The organism is Carnobacterium sp. CP1 (genome assembly GCF_001483965.1).
In the GTDB taxonomy this organism is placed as follows: Bacteria; Bacillota; Bacilli; order Lactobacillales; family Carnobacteriaceae; genus Carnobacterium_A; species Carnobacterium_A antarcticum.
Genome location: NZ_CP010796.1, coordinates 746955 through 767576, shown reverse-complemented (window position 1 = coordinate 767576; position 20622 = coordinate 746955). Strand labels below are relative to the sequence as shown.

Sequence of the window (20622 nt, the reverse complement as noted above, 5' to 3'; positions counted from 1 at the left end):
TTTATGCAGCCTTAAATATTTTCTCCACGTGTCGCAATAACATTTTGATACCAATAAAAAGAATCTTTTTTCTTACGATTTAAGTGGTCAGCATGATCCACATAAATAAAACCATATTGCTTTTTATACCCATTTAACCAACTCAATAAGTCAATAACAGACCAAGCAAAGTATCCTTGGATATCGAGACCTTCTGAAACACCTTTTTTCACAAACTTCAGGTGTTCTTCAATGTATTCGATACGAGCTGTATCTTTGATCTCACCATCAATGATCGGATCTTCATCTCCTAAACCATTCTCAGTAATATAAATAGGTATATTTCCATACTGTTCTTTTAATAAATGGAGTCCATCTAATAAAGCCTCAGGTGAAATTTCCCAACCCCATTTAGTATATGACAGAGTAGGTACTTTGACAGTTTGGTAAACACCGTCGTAAGAAACAGCTCCTGCACCGCCAGTGCTGGCTTCTCTGGATAATTCTCTAGCGGCACTTGAGTCATTCGCAATAACGCGCATAGGCTGATAATAATTGATTCCGATAAAATCGTTTAATGGAGCCGCTTTTAATAGAATTTCTTGATCCTCATGAGACAACTCAAAATCATAGCCTTTTTGTTTCAGGTGAGTTAATACATATTCTGGATAAGTGCCTTTTAAAATAGGATCATAATATAAGAACGTATCAAACATGTTAGCATGGTCAGCTGCTTTTTTACTAGACTGTTTATCATCGGCAGGAAAGGCTGGGCTAAAAACATGTGTAATCCCGATATCTCCTTTGTATCCTGAGTTCTTAAAATTCAGTACAACTTTAGCATGAGTTAAGAAAACATTGTGCAAAACTTGATAGTAGTTTTTGAAATCATTTATTAGACCTGGGGGATGCGCTCCAAAAATATAGCCATGACGGACGAACACAACCGTTTCATTGAATGTGATCCAGTGTTTGACACGGTCACCAAAAGCTGCGAAACACGTATCCGCGTATTGTTCAAAAGCTTTTAAAGTACGTTGAGAAGTCCATCCGCCGTTTTTTTCCAATTCTTGCGGTAAATCCCAATGGTAAAGTGTCACAAAAGGGATGATGTCGTGTTTGATGCATTCGTCAATTAAATTATTATAGAATTCTATTCCTTTTGGGTTGACTTCTCCGTCACCATTGGGATAGATTCTAGGCCATGATATGGAAAAGCGATAAGAATCTAGCCCCATTTCAGCCATTAAAGCAATATCTTCTTTATAACGATGGTAGTGATCGACAGCAACATCTCCGTTGGTGCCTTGATACGTTTTTCCTTCTATTTTTGAAAAGACATCCCAGTTTGAAACACCTTTTCCATCTTCATCCCAAGCACCTTCAACCTGATAAGAAGCTGATGCTGCTCCAAATAAAAAACTCTCTGGAAACTTCATGTGATTCCTCCTATTATTTGTAGTTCCTATCATAAAAATTCATACCAATGAATTAACAATTTGATTGTAACCGATATTAAATAAAATGTAAACCTTTTCTTTTAACTGTTTCAACCATTTATTTTAGAATCATTTTATTCGTAAGTTGTGTTTAACTGTTTTATACTAAAAAAAGTAAAGAGTTTAAATTAAGGAGGTGAAACCTAATGGAAGAAAAGTTTATAAGACTGGCTGAAAAAACATTTGAATGCCAAAAGGTTTGTAATGAATGTTTCGATGCTTGCCTTGAAGAAGACGATGTGAAAATGATGGTAGACTGCATTCGTTTGGACCGCGAATGTGCCGATATTTGCTCTTTTGTTACCACTATTATAAGTCGTCAAAGCGCCATGGCTGCAGATTTGATCGCTTTATGTGCAACGATCTGTCAAGCCTGTGGCAAAGAATGCGAAAAACACGATATGGATCATTGTCAAAAATGCGCCAAAGTTTGTTTAGAATGTGCTGAATTGTGTCGACAAGCAGCTTAAAACTAACTTCGAGTAAACTTTGATTAAGGTGTGAATAGATTCAAAACAATTGTAATGTAAGTAATATATGGAGAATGTACAATTCTTGAATCCATTAGAATGAAGGATTCTAACAGAGTTGTACATTTTTCTGTCACACTTAAGTTACAAAACGGTAACAGAGGTTGTAAAGAGCTACCGCTTTCATGATAACAAGTGGTATACTTTGGCTACAAAAAAGAAATACAACTATTCAGATAATTCCACCCTTCTTAGTTGGACTTCTTTTTTCCTCAGCAAGTCATCTTTGGTTCATTCACCATGTAACCTCAATTTTTTACCATTCTCGTTTAAACCAGTAGTCTGTTTTTCATATGGGCCGTTAGAACTAATAGTTAAAAGACCCATCTTAAGTTTTTTTGCTTTATCCACTTATTAACCCCTTTGAGAATATTCTCTAGAGTATTTTCCCGCATTATTTTCACCACCACTAGATTTACTCATCGTTACATTTTTTCACATAGCACTACCGCATGTGAACCTCTGAAAAGCAAAGCAGTCCTCTAGAGAATATCTCTTAAAAAAAAATACCCTCTTTAATTTAATACCAACCCTCTTTAATAAAAGCAACAATAGCATTAATAAAAACACGTTTTTCTCCATATAAATCTGTCTAAGACTAAAAGCTCCACAGAAATTCCTCAGTAAGACTCTTCAGCAGTACCTCCAGATAGCACCTTTTACGCAACTAAACCCACCGTTAATTTTAGCAGTATTCCATTGATTTATTTCAGTACCTCACGGCCTATTTAGCGCAAGCATTTTTAAGTATATTGTTTATTTTAGTAAGAAGAATTTAAATTGTTTAGAAGGTCTACCACAATAGTGATGTTTAGCTTCACAGGTCAACCTTTTAGAAAAATAAAGGACTATTGCGTGCTAGGTTGCGCTACTTGATTCCTTGCATGACCTCATGTAAAAACTTCGTTGTTTTTCTTCCATAATTGTATGATCTGTTCAGCTTTTCTCATTTAATTGAATGAAAAGGATGGGATTAGAATGATGGAAAAAATCTTATTATCATCGCCGCATATGTCAGGAAATGAATTAAAGTACATTAATGAAGCTTTTAGCACAAATTGGATAGCACCGCTAGGACCTAACGTCGATCAATTTGAGAAAAGTCTTGCTGCGTATGCAGGTGTTAAAGGTGCTTCAGTGACGAGTTCAGGAACAGCGGCCATACATTTAGCTCTCGATATTTTAAATGTAACCAAAGGAGATCTGGTTTTTTGTTCAACTTTTACATTTGTTGCTAGTGCAGAACCCATAGATTATTTAGGAGCTGATGTAACGTTTATTGATTCAGAACCTGATACATGGAATATGTCGCCCAAAGCGCTTGAAAGGGCGTTAGTAGATGCTAAAAAAGAAAATAGACTGCCAAAAGCCATTATTGTAGTCAATTTATATGGGCAAAGTGCAAAGATGGATGAATTATTGGCTGTTTCAAATGAATACGGTGTACCGATCGTAGAAGACGCTGCAGAATCTCTCGGTTCAGAATTCAAAGGGAGAAAGAGCGGTACGTTAGGAAAAATCGGCATTTATTCTTTCAACGGCAATAAAATTATTACTACCTCAGGCGGAGGCGCATTGGTATGTGATGATGAAGCTATTTTAGAAAGATCCCGCTTTTTAGCTACTCAAGCAAGAGATCATGCAAAACACTACCAACATTCAGTTATTGGCTACAATTATCGAATGAGCAATATTTTAGCAGGAATCGGAAGAGCTCAACTAGAAGTCTTAGATGATCGTGTCAGTAAAAGAAGAGAAATTTTTGAGCGGTACGTTAATGAACTGTCTGCTTTAGAAGGGTTGACGTTCATGCCGGAATTAGAAGGAACATTATCCAATAGATGGCTGACCACTTTAACGATGGATTTTAAAAAATTCAATATGACACCTCTTGAATTGATCAATAAAATGGAAGAAGCAAATATCGAGACACGGCATTTATGGAAACCTCTTCATCTCCAACCAGTATACAAAAACGTTCGGTTTTACAAGCACAACGAGGCAACTGAGGCTGTTTGTGACCAATTGTTTGCTACAGGTATTTGTTTACCGTCTGGTTCTAATATGACTTGGCAAGAACAAGAAAGAGTGATCGACACATTGAAGAAAGCTTTTTCAGAAAAAAAAGCGAATGTATCTGTTCCAGTTTTATGATTCATTTGTTCACATCATTTTAGAATGATATTGAAGGGGAAATGAAAAATGAAGATACTGTATGTCACCACAATAGCGAGTACCATCAATGGGTTTATGGTTCCTCATATCCTTTATTTATTAGATAAAGGTCACCAAGTGGATATTGCTTGTAATGTAGATAATGAAATAGACCCTCGGTTAACGATTCGAAAGTGTAAGGTGCACCACATCGATTTTCAGCGGTCTCCTTTAAGCAGACAAAATTATGCAGCGTATCAAAAAATAAAAAAATGTATTTCATCTGAACGTTATGATGTCGTGCATACTCATACACCAGTAGCTTCAGCAGTTGTCAGAATTGCCTGTAGAAAAATGACGGCCGTTAAGGTTCTGTATACAACTCATGGGTTTCATTTTTACAAGGGAGCCCCTTTAAAAAATTGGCTGTTGTACTACACTATTGAAAAATACTTGGCTAAGTATACCGATGTTCTGATCACGATCAACGAAGAAGATTACCAACGGGCTAAGGAAAATTTGAAAGCCAAAAAAACGGAATATATTCCTGGTATTGGTTTCGATTATCATAAGTTTTGCGGCTTAACGATTGATAAACTAAGCGAAAGAAAAAAACTGGCTATTCCTTCGGATGCTTTCTTAATTGTTTCGGCTGGTGAAATAAATCGAAATAAAAATCATGAAGTCATTATTAGGGCGATCGCTCAATTAAACAATCCAGCTATTTATTTTATTATTTGCGGAGAAGGGCCTTTGACAAACTATCTGATGGAGCTGTCCAAAAAGTTACAGCTAGAAAAAAATGTTAAATTGCTTGGTTTTCGCGAAGACATTGGTGAAATTTGTAAGGCCGCGGACGTTTTTGCTTTCCCTTCAAAACGGGAAGGACTAGGTTTGGCGGCACTTGAAGCAATGTCAACAGGATTGCCGATCATCACTTCTAATGTACATGGCATTGTCGATTATTCAGTAAATGGTGTTACAGGCTTTAACAACAAGCCAACAGATGTGGCGGGCTTTGCAGGGGCGATTCAAACGTTGCTGAACGATATACCACTAAAAAAACAGATGGGGATCAATAATGTGTCAGCTGCCAAACGATTCGATATTCGTCGTTCACTGACGAAAATGGAAAAAATCTATGATCAGCTGCAATAGAAATAGTCTTTAAATGATTTAAATCTATCCGTATAACTTAGTATAACGAAGCAGTAAACGTCAAAAAGAGAAGAGGGAGATAAATGGATTTTTATTCAGCGGTTGATAGTGATACTAAATATGAATCTTCTAAACAAGAAAAAGATATCTATTTCCAAGAAAGATATGGAGAATTGTACGAAGAACATGAAGAAGGCGAAGTACAAACGTTTGAATACCATAGTGATTATGGAACAGTAAAAAACTTGTTTATTAAACGAAAAATCCCGGTCAATCTATCAGAAAAAGATTATTACGATATTACGACACCTTATGGTTTTGGAGGTCCGGTTACATTTGATGTGAAAAATTTAGAGAAACTTCTTTCAGGATATTTTAACAGTTTCAGTGAATATTGCAGAGAAAACAATATCGTTAGTGAATTTATCCGATTTCATTTGTTAGAAAACAACGATGTTATGCAGTATTACTACGGAGAGACAATGTTAGTAGGTATGAACATTGCGCGAAACCTAAAAAAACCTCTGTGGCAAGATTGCCATAAGAGCATAAAGCGGGACTTTAAAAAAAGTGAAAAAAATAACTTGGAAGTCCTTTTTGATACAGAAGGCGCTTATTTAGAAGAATTTCTGACGGTGTATTATGCAACCATGAACCGTAATGACGCAACAGATTATTATTATTTTGATAAAGCATTTTTTGAAAAGATGAACGAAAATTTAAAAGGAAACTACGTCTATGCATATGTTTTATTAGATGGAAAAGTTATTTCTGCAAGTTTAAATTTATATGGAAAAAAATACGCTTATGGTTTTCTTGGAGGGACCTTAAGCGAGTATTACTCTTTAACTCCTGCAGCTTACTTGGAAATTCAATCGATAAAATGGCTTCAAGAACAAGGATTAGAGTATTATATTTTAGGCGGTGGATATGAAGAAGACGACGGCATTTATAAGTTCAAAAAGAAATTTGCTAAGACCGGAATATACCCTTTTCATATTGGTAAAAAAATCCACAATAAAGAAATTTATGACCAATTAGTGGAAGCCCATCATTTAAAAGAACAATGCAAAGAAACCTCTTTTTTCCCGGCTTATCGATTATCAGACTCATAAGTTAGTAAGAATTGCCTCTTTTATTTCATTAAGCGGAACCCTCGGAAACAGCCTCGTAAATCCCCACAAAAAAACCTCTCAAAAGCAGTTCTAGCATCTAGTTAACAGTCACTTTCAGCAGTATGGTGAGGAGGAGAAGATAGATGAACCATTATCTCACAGTCAAAATGGGGGTTGATAAGTTAGCTGCTTTGTTGCTGCTGCTCTTAATTTGGCCCCTGATCCTGGTATGCGGAATACTCATAAAAATAGAAGATTCTACTGGCCCGATTTTTTTCCTGCAAGAAAGGGTCGGCAGAAAAAATAAAACATTTAAGATTTATAAACTTCGAAGCATGCGCGCAGAAAAGGATAGCAATGGAAACCCCTTAACAGAAAGAGAACGTCTATTAACGATTGGACTGATTATTCGGAAATTAAGTTTAGACGAAATGCCTCAACTCATCAATATTTTAAGAGGCGAAATGAGTTTTATCGGGCCGCGGCCATTATTAGTAAACTATTTGCCTTGTTATACAAAAAAAGAGATCCAGCGGCATAACGTTAATCCTGGCATAAGCGGATGGGCACAAGTAAATGGAAGAAACAGTTTAAATTGGGAAGAACGTTTCGCATTAGATATAGAGTATATTGAAAAAGTTTCTTTTTCATTTGATTTTAAAATATTATTTCTGACGATCGTTAAGGTGATCAAACGTTCTGATATTTCAGAGAATGAAGAAGAAAATCTAGAAGACTTCGATAATTATCGGGTCAATCAGTGGCAAGTAGAAGAACTGCCTAAAGCGATGGTTAATATTTATGGAAACAGTGTGATCATCCATGCTTTAAACCAGCTAAAACAAGAAAGAGCAAATGAGTGAACTGAAAAAGGCAGTTTTAAGACGATCTTTTATTTTAAAGGAGTGGGATTTACATGATGATACTAAAAGAAATTACTGATAAAAAAAATTGGAATACGATTGTAAATACGTTTGATTTAACCGACATTTACTTTACTTACGATTATTTCACTCCTTTTAAAAATAACGGAGATGGCGAACCGATTCTTTATTATTATCAATCTGATGATGGAAAAGTGGCTTACCCTTTTATGTATCGGGATGTCGCCAAAGATAAAAAGCTAGCAGGAAAAGTCAAAGAGAATCTCTATTTTGATATTAGCAGTGTCTATGGTTATGGAGGTCCACTGTTTCAGGTTAATGAACCTGATGGCAATTTAGAACAATTAAAAACCGATTTTTTTGAAGATTTTACAGAATACTGCCATCAAAAAAACATCATCAGCCAATTTGACCGTTTTCATCCTTTAATGGACAATCACTTATTCTTTGATCAGCATTGTGACCTATCAGCTGTTAGAAAAACCATTTATATGGATCTATCAGATCCTGAAGAAATGAAGCGCAATTTAGAGCACAACTGCCGTAATAAAATCAAGCAAGCCGAAAAAAATGGCGTTTCCGTGATCGTAGGAGATGATTTCAATACACTGAAAGACTTTAAAGAGTTATATAAAACAACGATGCAACACAATAGTGCCGTTGACTATTATTATTTCAATGAAGCTTTCTTTGACGATACGCTAAATTCGATGAAAGACCACATTCTTTTAGTTAATGCTTATTTTGAAGAAGTCATTATCGCTTCAGCATTGATTTTATTTTACGGGAATCATGTTCATAATCTTTTCTCTGGTTCAAATAGAGAATGCAATCGATTGAAACCCAATAATCTCTTGTTTTATGAAATTGCAAAATGGGGGAGTGCGAATGGTTATAAAAAATACCATTTAGGCGGGGGATACGAATCAGATGTAGACTCGCTTTACAAATTCAAGAAATCATTTTCAAAATTAGATCCAACGAATTTTTATATTGGAAAAAAAATTTACGATCCTGAAATTTATCATCATTTACTTGAATTAGAAAATAACGATGAAAGCATCGATAATCATTATTTTCCTCAGTATCGGTAAAGTGAAGCATGGTTTAAAAAGATAAAAAAAGAGCAGTGAAAGAAAGGAGCAGCCAATATGCCTAAAGTATCCGCGATCATGGGCGTTTATAATGGATCAAAAGGATTAAGAAGAGCCGTTGAATCTATTCTCAACCAGACATTCTCAGATTTTGAGCTGATTATTTGTGATGATAAATCAACAGACAACAGTAAGACCATTCTGCAAGAGCTGGCATTGCAAGATGAACGCATCATTTTACTGGAAAACGAACAAAATTTAAGGTTATCTAAAACATTAAATAACTGTTTAGCTGTTGCTAGCGGAGAATATATTGCCCGCATGGATGATGATGATATTGCTTACCCAGAACGTTTTGAAAAACAGGTCGCTTTTTTAGACGGTCAACCAGATTACGCCATTGTTGGAACTGGTCGTACCTTTTATGATGAAAGTGGAGTCTGGGGAAAAGATGTCGAGGAAAAAGGCGAAAGAACTAAGACCGACATTTTCTTAGGACATACATTTGTTCATCCTTCCGTTATGATGCGTAAATCGGCTTTGTTAGCTGTCGAGGGGTATTCTACAGAAGCGATTATCGGACGAGCAGAAGATTATGATTTGTGGTGTAAATTATATTTCAAAGGCTATAAAGGTTACAATCTTGGGGAGATACTAATGGATTATTATGAAGCACAACATTCGTTTAGCAAACGCCAATACAAATATAGAATCAATGAGTATAAATTAGCTCGTATGTGGCATAAAAAAATGGAGTTGCCCTTTAAATATTCATTGCATTCGTTTAGACCGCTGATTGTAGGATTATTTCCAAAAGTGCTTTTAAAAAAATACCATGAACGTGTCTTTAAACTTTAGTTTAGAAAGCATAAAAATCTTGAGGTGTTCCTTTTGGAAAAAGCAGCACATGATGGAGGGTTTTAAAATGAATGCATTATTATTGAAGCTTCTTAAAAAACGGCTTATTTTATTTAACTGTTTGGTTGGTGAAGCCTTATGAAGTCACTGACGGTTCCAACTGCAACAGACCACTTCAGCCTAAGCATAAACAAAGATATCTTTGTTTTTATCGGACTCGCAGCTGCCTTTTTAACTATTGACCCACAAGCTGTCCCAGGTTATCAGTGGCAATTTCTATTGCCTTTGTTCTTTTCAATTTTTTATAAACTATTTGCTCCGCCTATTAAAGCTTTCAGCATGGGGTATCTCGTTTTAAACGGTATCTGGCTGATAAGGTACTGTATCACACCGGTTTTGATCAAAATTTCTCATTATCAGATCAGATATGAGACAACTGTATCGGTACGGCATTTAAATATGGCATTGATCTTGATGGTAGTAGAACTGGTCGTCAGCATCTTAGCCAGCAGCTACTTTTACAGCAAAATCAAAAAGACAAGTACAACGATGGAGCTGCCGGTTGAACAAGGCAAATTGCTTAAAATAAATGGATTGAATACCAAGAGTATGAACCCATCATTGGTGCTTGGGATGGCAGGATTGTCTCTTTTGGTGATTGTCTTAGACCCCAATGCCTTAAACGGATTTAATTTTATTTTTGACACGGTCTTTCTTTCAAAGGATGATTCAACATTCGGCATGTCTGTATTGATTATCGCTTGGACTAAAATCATTGTGACAGTCTACTTGATCGAGCTGTTTGGCGACAGAGAGAAGCAGAGCGAAGATAAAAAAAATCTTTGGTTTTCGATGTTGGTCGTATTAGTATCCCTATCCTTTTTTAATGGCACATCACGAAATATGATATTCATTGAAGCTTTTGCTTATATTTATTTACTCATTAGAGTTTTTCCAAAACACAAAAAAAGTATTTTGACTATTTGTTTAAGCTCTTTAGTATTTATTTTAGTATTGGTTTCTATTGTCCGGTTTAACAATACACGTAATATCTCAGAAGGATTAAGCAGTTACGATACGGCTCATATTGCACAAGAATTCAGTGTTTATTTTGAAGGACAGCAGAATATCGCTCTTGGGATCAAATCATTAGACTTTTATGGTGACAAATACACAGTGTTAACGCTTTTTAAAGACCTATTAGAGAATACGATCTACTTTAACCGGTTTGTGGCTTCTATTCCCAGCACAGTGCAAATGTTTAATACGACTCTTTACGGTCATTCCTTATGGGCGGATCAAATCCCGCCGACGATTACACAAGCCATTGGGCTGCTAGGAGCGTTAGGAGTTTTGGTTCCGGCATTGTTTGTTTCTTTGGTGCTGAAACTAGATCGATTAGCTACACAAAAAACAAACGTTTTCGGTATCTTTTTAGCCATTTTCGTTGCAGTTAACATTGCTTTTTTCTCCCCTGGAAGCATCACCATCATTTCCACTGCGGTCACGAATCGATTTATACCCCTCTACGTATTATACAAAGCATCCTTAACGAAATTTTGAAAATAAGAAACAGGCGGTGTCTTTTATGAAAAGTGTTGTATTTGTCATAAGGACATTAACAAATGGAGGAGTCGAACATTCCTTTATTCGGTTAATAAATGAACTGAAAGATTATGAAATCACAGTAGTTTTTGCTGAAGATGATAAAACGTTATTGCCATTGATCAAAAACAAAGCTGCTTACGTTTACCTCACAGATAAAGGCATGGGAATCAGAGACAAAGTTTACCTAACCCAGAGTTTTAAAAACAAAAAACCGTATCTTTTTTTAAAAGCTTCCTTTTTAACGGCCCATGCTCGGATCACAAAAAACACTGATCTGTTGACAAAGTTCTTACTGCGACCGTATAAAATAGAAGAAAAAGAGTTTGATTTAGCAATTGCTTATGATGGCGGTACAAAAAGTACCACTCCTTTTGTAGTCGAAAAAATCAAAGCGGCTAAAAAAGTGATGTGGGTCCATGAAGACTACACAAAGTTATCGCCTAGCGAAAAAAAAGAGGGACACAAATTATTTCTTCATTTTGACCAAATATTTTGTGTGTCGCAAGGTGCCAAAGAAAGATTCGATGAAGTCTATCCTGAATTAAAAGCAAAAACAGACGTGTTTTATTCTATCTTTAATAGCCAAGAATTTATTCAAAAAGCTCAACAAAGTGTCAGTGACTTTCAATATGAAGGCACAAAAATTTTAACGGTAGGCCGGTTATCAGAAGAAAAAGGCCAAGAGTTTTTGCCAGAAGCAGCTGCTAAGCTCAAAAAATCCGGTTATAGCTTCAAATGGTTTTTAATCGGGGAAGGCCGAATAAAAGGAAAACTGGAAAAACAAATCAAAAAACATGGCGTTGAAGATTCACTCATTTTGCTGGGAGCAAAAGAAAATCCTTATCCTTATTATAAAGAATGCGACATCTATGTTCAGCCTTCAAAACATGAAGGGTATTGTCTCACAATGGCAGAAGCTATCAGCTTTGGGAAACCCGTGGTAGCGACTAATTTTTTAACAGCTAAAGAGTTTATCACTCATGGCAAAGATGGTTTAATTACTGAAATGAATGCAACGGCAATTTACGAAACAATAAAGCAAGTGTTGGACAATCCTGATTTGAAACTGCAGCTCACCAGAAATTGTGAAAAAAAATCTTTTAATACCGTTACTGAAATGCAGAAATTTTATGCACTTTAAAGGTTTTAGCAGTTAAATGAATGATGAGCTGCTGATTCCGTTAGCCTCAGTTAGCCACATTCATGGAAAGGAGCAAGGCATGCGAACAGAGAACTCTATTAAAAATGCTGTCTTTGTGATCTTAGGACAACTATTAGGGATATTATTGTCGTTTATTTCTAGAACATTTTTTATCCGATTGTTAAACGCCGAATATTTAGGGGTCCATGGGTTGTTTACAGATGTGCTATCGATTCTTTCCTTAGCAGAGCTTGGATTCGGGTCAGCAGTTATCTACGGACTCTATAAACCTTTAGCGATCAAAGACGAAAAAAAGATCAAAGCGTTAATGAACTTTTATGCTTTGATTTACAAACTAGTGGGCTTGGCAGTTTTGATTTTAGGGCTGATCCTCCTTCCTTTTTTAACATTTGTCATCAAAGATACTCCGAATATTCCTCATTTGAACCTCATTTACCTCCTCTTTTTATTCGATTCTGTTTTTACTTACCTTTTTGCCTATAAACGATCCTTAATTATTGCCGATCAAAAAAATTACATTGTTACTTACTATAGCCGTTCTTTTTTCGCACTTGTCAATATACTCCAAATACTGGTTCTTTATCTAACGAAAAATTTTATCTTATATCTTTTAGTTCAAATCGTTTTTACAGTCATCGAAAATATCCTGCTTTCAAAAAAAGCGGATAGTATGTATCCTTTTTTAAAAACAAAAAATAAAGAAAAACTGAATGAAGCAGACAAAAAAGAGCTCTACAAAAATGTCAAAGCAATGGCTCTTCACCGAATTGGAGGCGTTGCAGTAGAAGGAACGGATAATATTTTAGTTTCAGCCTTCGTTGGAATCATCTGGGTCGGATTGTATTCCAACTATCTGCTCGTTCTCAATGCTATCAATTCTATTTTGAATCCATTGTTTGATTCGGTTACAGCCAGTGTCGGAAACTTGAATGCAGTAGAGAGCAAGGAACATTCCTTTACGATCTATAAAAATATGTTATTCATCAATTTTTGGTTAGTCGGTTTTTGTGCCATTTCCCTCTGGATCCTATTGACGCCTTTTATTGTTTTATGGATCGGTCCCAATTATGTAATGAATGAGATGTTAGTAACGTTAACCGTACTTAATTTTTATATCAAAGGAATGAGAAAGACCACACTATTGTTTAAAGATGCTTTCGGATTATTTTGGAACGATCGTTACAAACCTGTAGTTGAATTATGTGTGAACCTGATTGTTTCGATCACACTGGCGACTTACTTTGGGTTTGTCGGCATTCTTTTAGGCACCTTGATCAGTACGTTGACAACAGTCTTTTGGATCGAACCTTACGTATTGTATAAAAATGGTTTTAAAACGACCGTCAAAGATTACTTCTTACGTTTTTCCGGATATTCCGGAGTATTATTGGCCGCTGCATTACCTGCTCGATTAGCTAGTTTAGCTTTCTCAGATGCAAGTTTAGTGCATTTTATAGTGAGACTCTTCATCTGCTTTATCATCCCTAACTTGGTTTTTATCCTCTTCTTTTATAAAACCGCTGAGTTTAATTACTTGTTTGGAGTATTGATGAATATTATCAAAAAAATAAAAGTAAAAAAAGTTAACGTCTGATGGCGTAAAGTTCATTAACGACTCGACCAACTAAATCATACAAAATAGAAGGTGATAAAAATGAAGAAACATGCTTATCTGATCATCGCTCACAATCAATTCGCGACATTAGAAAAACTCATTGAGCTGTTAGATGATGAAAGAAATGATATTTATATCCACATTGATAAAAAAGTTTCTCATTTTGATTTTAAAACAGTTGAAAGAATAGCAAAAAAATCAACTGTTTATTTTGTTCCAAGAATTAAAGTGAGCTGGGGAGGCTATAGTCAAATTGAATGTGAGTTGATTTTACTGGAAATGGCTGCCAAATCCCAATACGCATACTATCATTTACTATCAGGGGTAGATTTGCCATTGAAAACACAAGATGAGATCCACCGCTTTTTCGCACATTACGATGGACTGGAATTTATTCATTATGCTGATGATGAAATCACTGATCTGTTGCCGAGAATTTCCAGTTATCATTTTCTGCAAGAACATTTAAATAAGGCGAAAGCTAAACCCATCAAGTATGGGTTAAACGGCGTCAACAAATTGTTGCTGATGAGTCAAAAGATGATTGGGATCAATCGATTAAAACAAAATCAATATAAAATAAAATACGGCGCCCAATGGTTTAGCATCACACATGGGCTAGCTGAAGAAGTCTTGAATAGAAGGGAATGGATCAAAAAAACATTTTCTCATTCTTCTTGTTCCGATGAAATGTTTTTACAAACCTTAGTTTACAATTCGCCTTACAGTCATAAATTGTCTATTCATAAATACGGATTAGACACATTGAACTGCATGCGAAAAATCGATTGGGAAAGAGGCAATCCGTATGTATGGAAAAAGGACGATTTTAACGAATTGATCACTTCTCATTACCTGTTTGCCCGGAAGTTCGACAACGAACAAGATGAAGCCATCATTGAGCGGCTTTATCAATTTATTAAAAAACAACAAATCAAACCCTCCTCTTAAAACCTCTGCGGTTCATTTCTTCTATTTCTTTCATATATTTCATTCTTATTCCGTTCAGCAACTTACAAGCAGCTTTAACAAGGTCAAGTACTGTTAGCAAAATTGATCATCTCTAATTGCAGTCTATTCGAACAAATAAGTTTTCTATGAATCGAATGACATCATTGAAATTAAATTTAATGAAGGGACGAGGTGGGGTTATGTTTATCAAACGACAAATCAAAAAAGCACGGTTCATTACATTAGATTTACTCTTAATAATGTGTTCAGGCGGCATTACTTTTATCTTCCTAAAACCTTATTTATTTTTACCAACGGAGTCTTATGCTGCGATCTTGCTCACATATACTCTTGGTTACGTTTTGTTGGCTAGTTACTTCAAGGTTTGTGAGACTCTTTATCGGTATACCAGTATTAAAGAGATGCTCATTTTATTTACAACCATCACGATTTCTTTTGGAATAACGTTCTTATTGACAACAGTATTTTTAGAAAAAACAAGTTTCCGTTATATCTTACTTGTTTATCTGCTGTCCTTATTGCTAGTCAGTGGCGGACGTGTCTTAGCTCGGGTTGTGAATGAATACCGGCATTACCTAGAACGAGATAAAGGAACTCTCAAAAAAGTGAGAACACTGGTTGTCGGAGCGGGTGATGGGGGAAATATCTTTATAAAGAACATTCAAAAAAAAGCACGAGACATAAACGTGATCGGCATCGTGGATGATGATCAGCGGAAACACGGGTTAAGATTATATGGTATTCCCATTTTGGGCAATGTAGCAGACATTCCTCTTCTGGTGAAAAAACACAACATCAGCCAAATTACGGTAGCCATTCCTTCTTTAGAACCGGAAAAACTGGAACAAATCATTAACATCTGCAATCAAAGCAAAGTGACGGTCAATTTAATGCCGTCAATAGAAGACATCATCAATGGGAAATTAACCGTTAGCCGCTTACGGGAAATAGACGTGGTAGACCTTTTGGGACGAGAAGAAATCACATTAGATACGAAACAAATCTCAGAAGACATCAGCGGAAAAGTTATTTTAGTCAGCGGGGCAGGCGGTTCAATCGGTTCAGAAATTTGCCGCGTCGTTTCTAAATTCAAACCCAGAAAAATTATTTTGCTAGGACATGGTGAAAATTCTATTTATCAAATCCATCGTGAGCTAAACAAACTCTATGCCGGACAAATTGAAATCACCCCAGTCATTGCGGACATTCAAAATAGAACAAGAATGTTTGAAGTGATGGAAATGTTTAAACCGGATATCGTTTACCATGCTGCAGCTCATAAACACGTGCCTATGATGGAATATAATGTGTTTGAAGCTGTTAAAAATAATATTTATGGTTCAAAGAACATGTCTGAAGCAGCCAAAGCAGCAAATGTTGGTACGTTTGTCATGATTTCTACCGACAAAGCGGTCAATCCTCCAAATGTTATGGGCGCGACTAAGCGGATTGCCGAAATGATCGTTACCAATTTAAATGAACCGGGAAAGACGAAATTTACAGCTGTACGGTTTGGGAATGTGCTGGGAAGCAGAGGAAGTGTGGTCCCATTATTCGAAGAACAAATTATGGCTGGCGGCCCCGTTACTGTTACCGACTTTCGCATGACCCGTTACTTTATGACGATACCAGAAGCTAGTCGTTTAGTTATCCAAGCGGGAACGTTAGCTCAAGGTGGAGAAATATTTGTACTAGACATGGGGAAACCCGTTAAAATCGTTGATCTAGCTAAGAAAGTCATCAAATTGAGCGGATTTACAGAGGATGAGATCCCAATAGTTGAAACTGGGATTCGTCCAGGAGAGAAACTTTACGAAATTTTATTGGTCGATAGTGAAAACACCGGTGAAAAAGTTTACGATAAGATATTTGTTGGAAAAGCGGTCAACCGGCCATTAGATGACGTGATGACGTTTGTAAAATCGTTAAATCAAGACAATAGCGCTAAGATAAAAAGCAAACTCATTGAGTTCGCCAAAATCGATTAGCACTCAAGCAGCCAACCATTCATTTACTTATTGAAACTATTGGAAAAAAAATAAAGCTGGGAGATGGCAAAAATGATTGATGAATCAATAAATTTAAAAGCAACTGTAGCGGTTCTTAAAAAAAGATTTAGTATGATCCTTGTTTTAGGATTCTTAGGTTTGGTTGCTTCTGGCGGCATAACATATTACTTGCTTACTCCTCAATACCATTCTTCAACGCAATTGCTGGTGAAACATACTGTTGGAGCAAGCGAATTCGGACAAGCATACGATGTTCAAACGAATATTCAATTGATCAATACCTATAAAGATGTGATTAAAGGACCGGTCATCTTGGAAGAAGTTCGCAACAATTTAAAAACACCTCTGTCTATCGAAGAATTAGCTGGAAAAATAACAGTCGAAAGCAGCGACCAATCACAAGTTTTCTCCATTATTGTTGAAGATGCGAACCCCTATCTTGCGGCAGAAATTGCCAATGAAACAGCGAACATTTTTAAAAGTGAAATAGGAACGTTAATGGACGTTCGAAATGTAGCGATTTTTTCAACTGCGAAACCGAACTTGGCTCCGATTTCACCAAATTTGGGAATCAATTTAATTTTAGGTTTGGTCATGGGATTAGGTGGAGGCGTCTTGCTATCCTTGATACTCGAAAAATATGATCGCACCATTCAAGATGAACAGTTCATCCGAGAAGTATTAGAGTGGGTACCCTTAGGAAATATCTCAGAATCTAAAAATGCAGAAACTAAAATGATGAAAGAAAATACCATTGACGTACCATTGGACACAATTCCTGTAAAAAATAAAAATCGTATTTAGGAAGGTGAGATATTATGTTAGCATTCTTAAAAGGAAAACATACACGAACTGTAAAACAAGGTAACCCTTCAGAGTTAGAAATGGTTACTCATCCTGCTTCTCGTATTTCTGAACAATATCGCACACTTAGAGCTAACATTCAATTTTCTTCTGTTGACAACGTATTAAAAACTTTCGTTGTTACCTCTGCTGAATCAGGAGCCGGGAAATCAACAATAGCGTCAAACCTAGCGCTCTCATTTGTTTCGCAGGGCATGAAAGTCCTACTAATAGATGCGGACATGCGCAAACCGGTTATTCATAACTTATTTAAATTGACCAACCGGGATGGGTTAACAACACTGCTGTCTACCAAAGGTTTAGATGAGGACCGCGTTATTCACAAAATCGGTTCTAGCAACTTATCTGTGTTAACGTGCGGACCCGTTCCACCTAATCCTTCTGAGTTAATGGCTTCTAAACGGATGCAGCAACTGATGAATGATTTGAAAAAACGATTTGATTTGATCATTGTGGATGTTCCCCCTATCATTGCTGTAGCAGATGCTCAGATTATGGCGAATATGGCAGACGGTACTATTTTTGTTATTCGTAAAGGAATATCGACCAAAGACTCGGTTATGAAAGCTAAAGAATTATTGGAGATGTCCAAAGCTACGATTATTGGTTCTGTTTTCAATGGAACAGTGGAAAATGAAGATATGAATAGCAGTTATTATGGAGTAGAAAAGAAAGGCCACCACGATTCATTTTATTGAACTCAATTTAAAGTGTTTTTTCTAGTCATTTGCCATCTGATGAGCACGACCGGTTGAATGACTAGAATACTTTTAGGACTATTACTATTTCTTTAGGTGTTCCTTCATTTTGAGGAGGGGGAGTTTTGAAGAAGACTATCTGTGTTTCTATTATTGTTCCAGTTTCCAGTACACAAGCGGAAGTTCAGCGGTGTATGAGCAGTCTTTTTGGACAAACGTTGGAAGAAATTGAAATTATTTTAATCGATCACAAAACAATGAACCAAAACACCACACTTTATGAAGAATATTGTCGATATGATCCACGAGTTCAAGTGCTTTATTCTGAAAAAGATGGACTGCATGAACTTCTGAACAAAGGGTTGAAGGCTGCTACAGGAGAAACGGTTCTTTTTATTCACTCAAAAGATTGGATCGAAAAAGAGATGGCTGAAGAAATGTATTACAATACTGAATTGAACCGGGTCGATTTGGCAGTATGCGAGGTTACAACGGATGACAGTAATCTTCAGACAAAAACCAGCAGGTCTTCTAATTGGAATTCGACTTTTTTGGGGAGAAAAAACATTGTCAATGCTATTTTAAAGTTTGATAAGGAAAAACAGTTACACCACATTTGGAATAAAATGTACCGCAGAACCCTGATAGAAGACAATCAACTCCTTTTGTTGAATGAAGAAATAACAGGATACTATCTTTTTTTCAATATAGCGTATTTAAGAAAAGTTACCGGAATAACATTTACCCCGAATAAATATTACCATTACCATGAGCAAAATGAACTGGATAGTGAACCGCGTTATTGTGAACGGTTGTACCAACAAATGCAGTACTATAATATTGCCAGAAAACAACTTTATTATTATTACCACATGAATACTGAAGAGCAGCTGCGTGTTTATGCCAGCACGTATATGCGGTATATTTTCAATTGTTTAGCTCTTTTATATAAAAAGGACCAGGCTATCCCCAAAAAAGACAAATTAAATTTTTTTCGAAGGGTTTTAGATAATCAAGAAATCAAAAGGCAAGCAGAAGCCATAGCTATCTCGTCTTTTGAAGCACGGTTTCTAGTAGGGTTGTATCGTTGGGATAACACGGAACTGATGTACTGGCTTTATCTGTTGTTTTTTAAATTAAAACGTTATTTATATTCGCAAAAAGTAAAAGAAAAAAACAACGACTTATGGTAAAACGTTTATTGGCAGCTAGTCATTTGTTAAGCTGCAGTCTTATCAAATGGCTAGTGTTTTATCAGAGCAAGATTACATAAAATAAACTGAAGGAGGCAGACGAATGATATCCATTATTGTTCCAGTTTATAATGCGGAAAACTATCTTGTAAAATGTTTGAATGATTTAAGATACCAAACCTATCATAAACTGGAAATCATTTTAGTGGATGATGGATCGACGGACGCCAGTGGGCAAATCTGCGAACGTTTTGCCAGGGCAGATTCTCGTTTCAAAGTCATTCACAAAAAAAGAAATGGACTTTCGTCTGCTTATAATGCAGGACTATTGATCGCTAAAGGAAAGTATGTAAGCTTTGTGAGTTCAATGGATCGTGTAGATGAGGTGATGTTTGAAAATTTGATTTCACTGATGCTGAAAACTCAAGCAGAGATTATTATTTGCGGCTACATTGAAGAAGACTTTGGCAGCAATAGCAAGTATATTGGACCGCACCAAGTTATTGAATGGCAGAGGGAAGAAGCGCTTCAAAAAGAACTAAACCGAAAGAAGCAATATGGGTTTATGAACAACAAACTCTTTTTGATGGATTTGTTCAAACAGCCTCCTAGTCTGCGGTTCGATCCAACCATTTATCTTTTCGAAGATTTGTTGATGTGTATCCAATGTTTTTTAAAAAGCGAGAAAATCATCTATACTCCTACGCCTTATTACCATTATGTGAAGAGCCCATATCTGTTTACCTTTTCTTCTTTCATCACAGATAAAGAAAATCTATCAGGACTAACTGCATTGTCGCGAGTGATAGAGTTGTGTGAAGATTTGGCAGAAATCAATGTGATCAAATTAAAAGAACAATACATGACTTTTAATTTAGAGTTATTAATGTATGCTTATGAGCAAAAGATAAGCCACGGTTGGATGGTAAATGATCTCAAAAAAAACTTATATCATTATAAATTAAGTGAGTTAAACGATAAAAAATTACAAATGAATTATCTCGTAGCGCGCAGTAGTTTAAAATTAAGTTATCTTATTTGGAAACTGAAGCGAAAAGACCAACCCAGCTATGATAACGATAATTGAAAACAAACGATTGCTAGTTGCCTAATGTAGTGACTGTGTTGGAGATAGGAGCTGAACTATGAACTGCTTGATAACCGGGGCAAGCAAAAGAATTGTTTTTTTTGTTGTAAAAAACGATATAATAAATAATAAGTGTTGAATTC

General features: G+C 36.0%; 17 protein-coding genes. 16 read left to right on the top strand and 1 reads right to left on the bottom strand.

What is annotated here, in order from left to right; all coding sequences use genetic code 11:
• Positions 1–11: 11 nt before the first annotated feature.
• Entirely contained in the window at positions 12–1418 is a 1407-nt protein-coding gene (locus NY10_RS03875; protein WP_058918730.1) for a glycoside hydrolase family 1 protein, read from the bottom strand.
• Positions 1419–1624: 206 nt separating this feature from the next.
• On the opposite strand from NY10_RS03875, the gene NY10_RS03870 reads away from it, so the two are divergent.
• The 16 genes from NY10_RS03870 (at position 1625) to NY10_RS03795 (ending at position 20479) form a co-directional block, all read left to right on the top strand.
• Positions 1625–1948: a four-helix bundle copper-binding protein gene (locus NY10_RS03870; protein ID WP_058918729.1), complete on the top strand. Its 324-nt coding sequence runs from the start codon at positions 1625–1627 to the stop codon at positions 1946–1948.
• A gap of 1038 nt (positions 1949–2986) precedes the next feature.
• A complete protein-coding gene (locus NY10_RS03865) occupies positions 2987–4162 on the top strand; it encodes a DegT/DnrJ/EryC1/StrS family aminotransferase (protein WP_058918728.1) in 1176 nt (391 codons plus the stop codon).
• A 48-nt stretch (positions 4163–4210) separates the two neighbouring features.
• Positions 4211–5320, top strand: a complete 1110-nt coding sequence (locus NY10_RS03860; protein ID WP_058918727.1) for a glycosyltransferase family 4 protein — start codon at positions 4211–4213, stop codon at positions 5318–5320.
• A gap of 83 nt (positions 5321–5403) precedes the next feature.
• A complete protein-coding gene (locus tag NY10_RS03855; protein ID WP_058918726.1) occupies positions 5404–6435 on the top strand; it encodes a GNAT family N-acetyltransferase in 1032 nt (343 codons plus the stop codon).
• A gap of 143 nt (positions 6436–6578) precedes the next feature.
• Positions 6579–7298, top strand: a complete 720-nt coding sequence (locus NY10_RS03850) for a sugar transferase (protein ID WP_058918725.1) — start codon at positions 6579–6581, stop codon at positions 7296–7298.
• A 53-nt stretch (positions 7299–7351) separates the two neighbouring features.
• The gene (locus NY10_RS03845) at positions 7352–8413 is read left to right on the top strand and encodes a lipid II:glycine glycyltransferase FemX (RefSeq protein ID WP_058918724.1); all 1062 of its coding nucleotides are present in this window, start codon (positions 7352–7354) and stop codon (positions 8411–8413) included.
• Positions 8414–8470: 57 nt separating this feature from the next.
• Positions 8471–9271: a glycosyltransferase family 2 protein gene (locus NY10_RS03840; RefSeq protein WP_058918723.1), complete on the top strand. Its 801-nt coding sequence runs from the start codon at positions 8471–8473 to the stop codon at positions 9269–9271.
• Positions 9272–9409: 138 nt separating this feature from the next.
• The gene (locus NY10_RS03835; RefSeq protein WP_058918722.1) at positions 9410–10834 is read left to right on the top strand and encodes a hypothetical protein; all 1425 of its coding nucleotides are present in this window, start codon (positions 9410–9412) and stop codon (positions 10832–10834) included.
• A gap of 25 nt (positions 10835–10859) precedes the next feature.
• Positions 10860–12020, top strand: coding sequence for a glycosyltransferase (locus NY10_RS03830; RefSeq protein WP_058918721.1), 1161 nt, complete (start codon positions 10860–10862; stop codon positions 12018–12020).
• Positions 12021–12099: 79 nt separating this feature from the next.
• A complete protein-coding gene (locus tag NY10_RS03825) occupies positions 12100–13635 on the top strand; it encodes a lipopolysaccharide biosynthesis protein (RefSeq protein WP_058918720.1) in 1536 nt (511 codons plus the stop codon).
• 60 nt (positions 13636–13695) lie between these two features.
• Positions 13696–14607, top strand: a complete 912-nt coding sequence (locus NY10_RS03820; RefSeq protein WP_058918719.1) for a beta-1,6-N-acetylglucosaminyltransferase — start codon at positions 13696–13698, stop codon at positions 14605–14607.
• Between the two features lie 206 nt (positions 14608–14813).
• Positions 14814–16616, top strand: coding sequence for a polysaccharide biosynthesis protein (locus NY10_RS03815; RefSeq protein WP_058920227.1), 1803 nt, complete (start codon positions 14814–14816; stop codon positions 16614–16616).
• A 72-nt stretch (positions 16617–16688) separates the two neighbouring features.
• Entirely contained in the window at positions 16689–17441 is a 753-nt protein-coding gene (locus NY10_RS03810) for a YveK family protein (RefSeq protein WP_058918718.1), read from the top strand.
• A gap of 14 nt (positions 17442–17455) precedes the next feature.
• On the top strand, positions 17456–18199 hold the full coding sequence (locus NY10_RS03805; protein WP_082664169.1) for a CpsD/CapB family tyrosine-protein kinase: 744 nt from the start codon (positions 17456–17458) through the stop codon (positions 18197–18199).
• A 125-nt stretch (positions 18200–18324) separates the two neighbouring features.
• The gene (locus NY10_RS03800) at positions 18325–19392 is read left to right on the top strand and encodes a glycosyltransferase family 2 protein (protein WP_058918717.1); all 1068 of its coding nucleotides are present in this window, start codon (positions 18325–18327) and stop codon (positions 19390–19392) included.
• A 103-nt stretch (positions 19393–19495) separates the two neighbouring features.
• Entirely contained in the window at positions 19496–20479 is a 984-nt protein-coding gene (locus NY10_RS03795; protein WP_058918716.1) for a glycosyltransferase family 2 protein, read from the top strand.
• The last annotated feature ends 143 nt before the right edge of the window (positions 20480–20622 follow it).

Coding starts and splice junctions, on each gene's coding strand:
- NY10_RS03875 (WP_058918730.1), bottom strand. CDS start 1,418: ATGAAGTTTCCAGAGAGTTTTTTATTTGGAGCAGCATCAGCTTCTTAT.
- NY10_RS03870 (WP_058918729.1), top strand. CDS start 1,625: ATGGAAGAAAAGTTTATAAGACTGGCTGAAAAAACATTTGAATGCCAA.
- NY10_RS03865 (WP_058918728.1), top strand. CDS start 2,987: ATGATGGAAAAAATCTTATTATCATCGCCGCATATGTCAGGAAATGAA.
- NY10_RS03860 (WP_058918727.1), top strand. CDS start 4,211: ATGAAGATACTGTATGTCACCACAATAGCGAGTACCATCAATGGGTTT.
- NY10_RS03855 (WP_058918726.1), top strand. CDS start 5,404: ATGGATTTTTATTCAGCGGTTGATAGTGATACTAAATATGAATCTTCT.
- NY10_RS03850 (WP_058918725.1), top strand. CDS start 6,579: ATGAACCATTATCTCACAGTCAAAATGGGGGTTGATAAGTTAGCTGCT.
- NY10_RS03845 (WP_058918724.1), top strand. CDS start 7,352: ATGATGATACTAAAAGAAATTACTGATAAAAAAAATTGGAATACGATT.
- NY10_RS03840 (WP_058918723.1), top strand. CDS start 8,471: ATGCCTAAAGTATCCGCGATCATGGGCGTTTATAATGGATCAAAAGGA.
- NY10_RS03835 (WP_058918722.1), top strand. CDS start 9,410: ATGAAGTCACTGACGGTTCCAACTGCAACAGACCACTTCAGCCTAAGC.
- NY10_RS03830 (WP_058918721.1), top strand. CDS start 10,860: ATGAAAAGTGTTGTATTTGTCATAAGGACATTAACAAATGGAGGAGTC.
- NY10_RS03825 (WP_058918720.1), top strand. CDS start 12,100: ATGCGAACAGAGAACTCTATTAAAAATGCTGTCTTTGTGATCTTAGGA.
- NY10_RS03820 (WP_058918719.1), top strand. CDS start 13,696: ATGAAGAAACATGCTTATCTGATCATCGCTCACAATCAATTCGCGACA.
- NY10_RS03810 (WP_058918718.1), top strand. CDS start 16,689: ATGATTGATGAATCAATAAATTTAAAAGCAACTGTAGCGGTTCTTAAA.
- NY10_RS03805 (WP_082664169.1), top strand. CDS start 17,456: ATGTTAGCATTCTTAAAAGGAAAACATACACGAACTGTAAAACAAGGT.
- NY10_RS03795 (WP_058918716.1), top strand. CDS start 19,496: ATGATATCCATTATTGTTCCAGTTTATAATGCGGAAAACTATCTTGTA.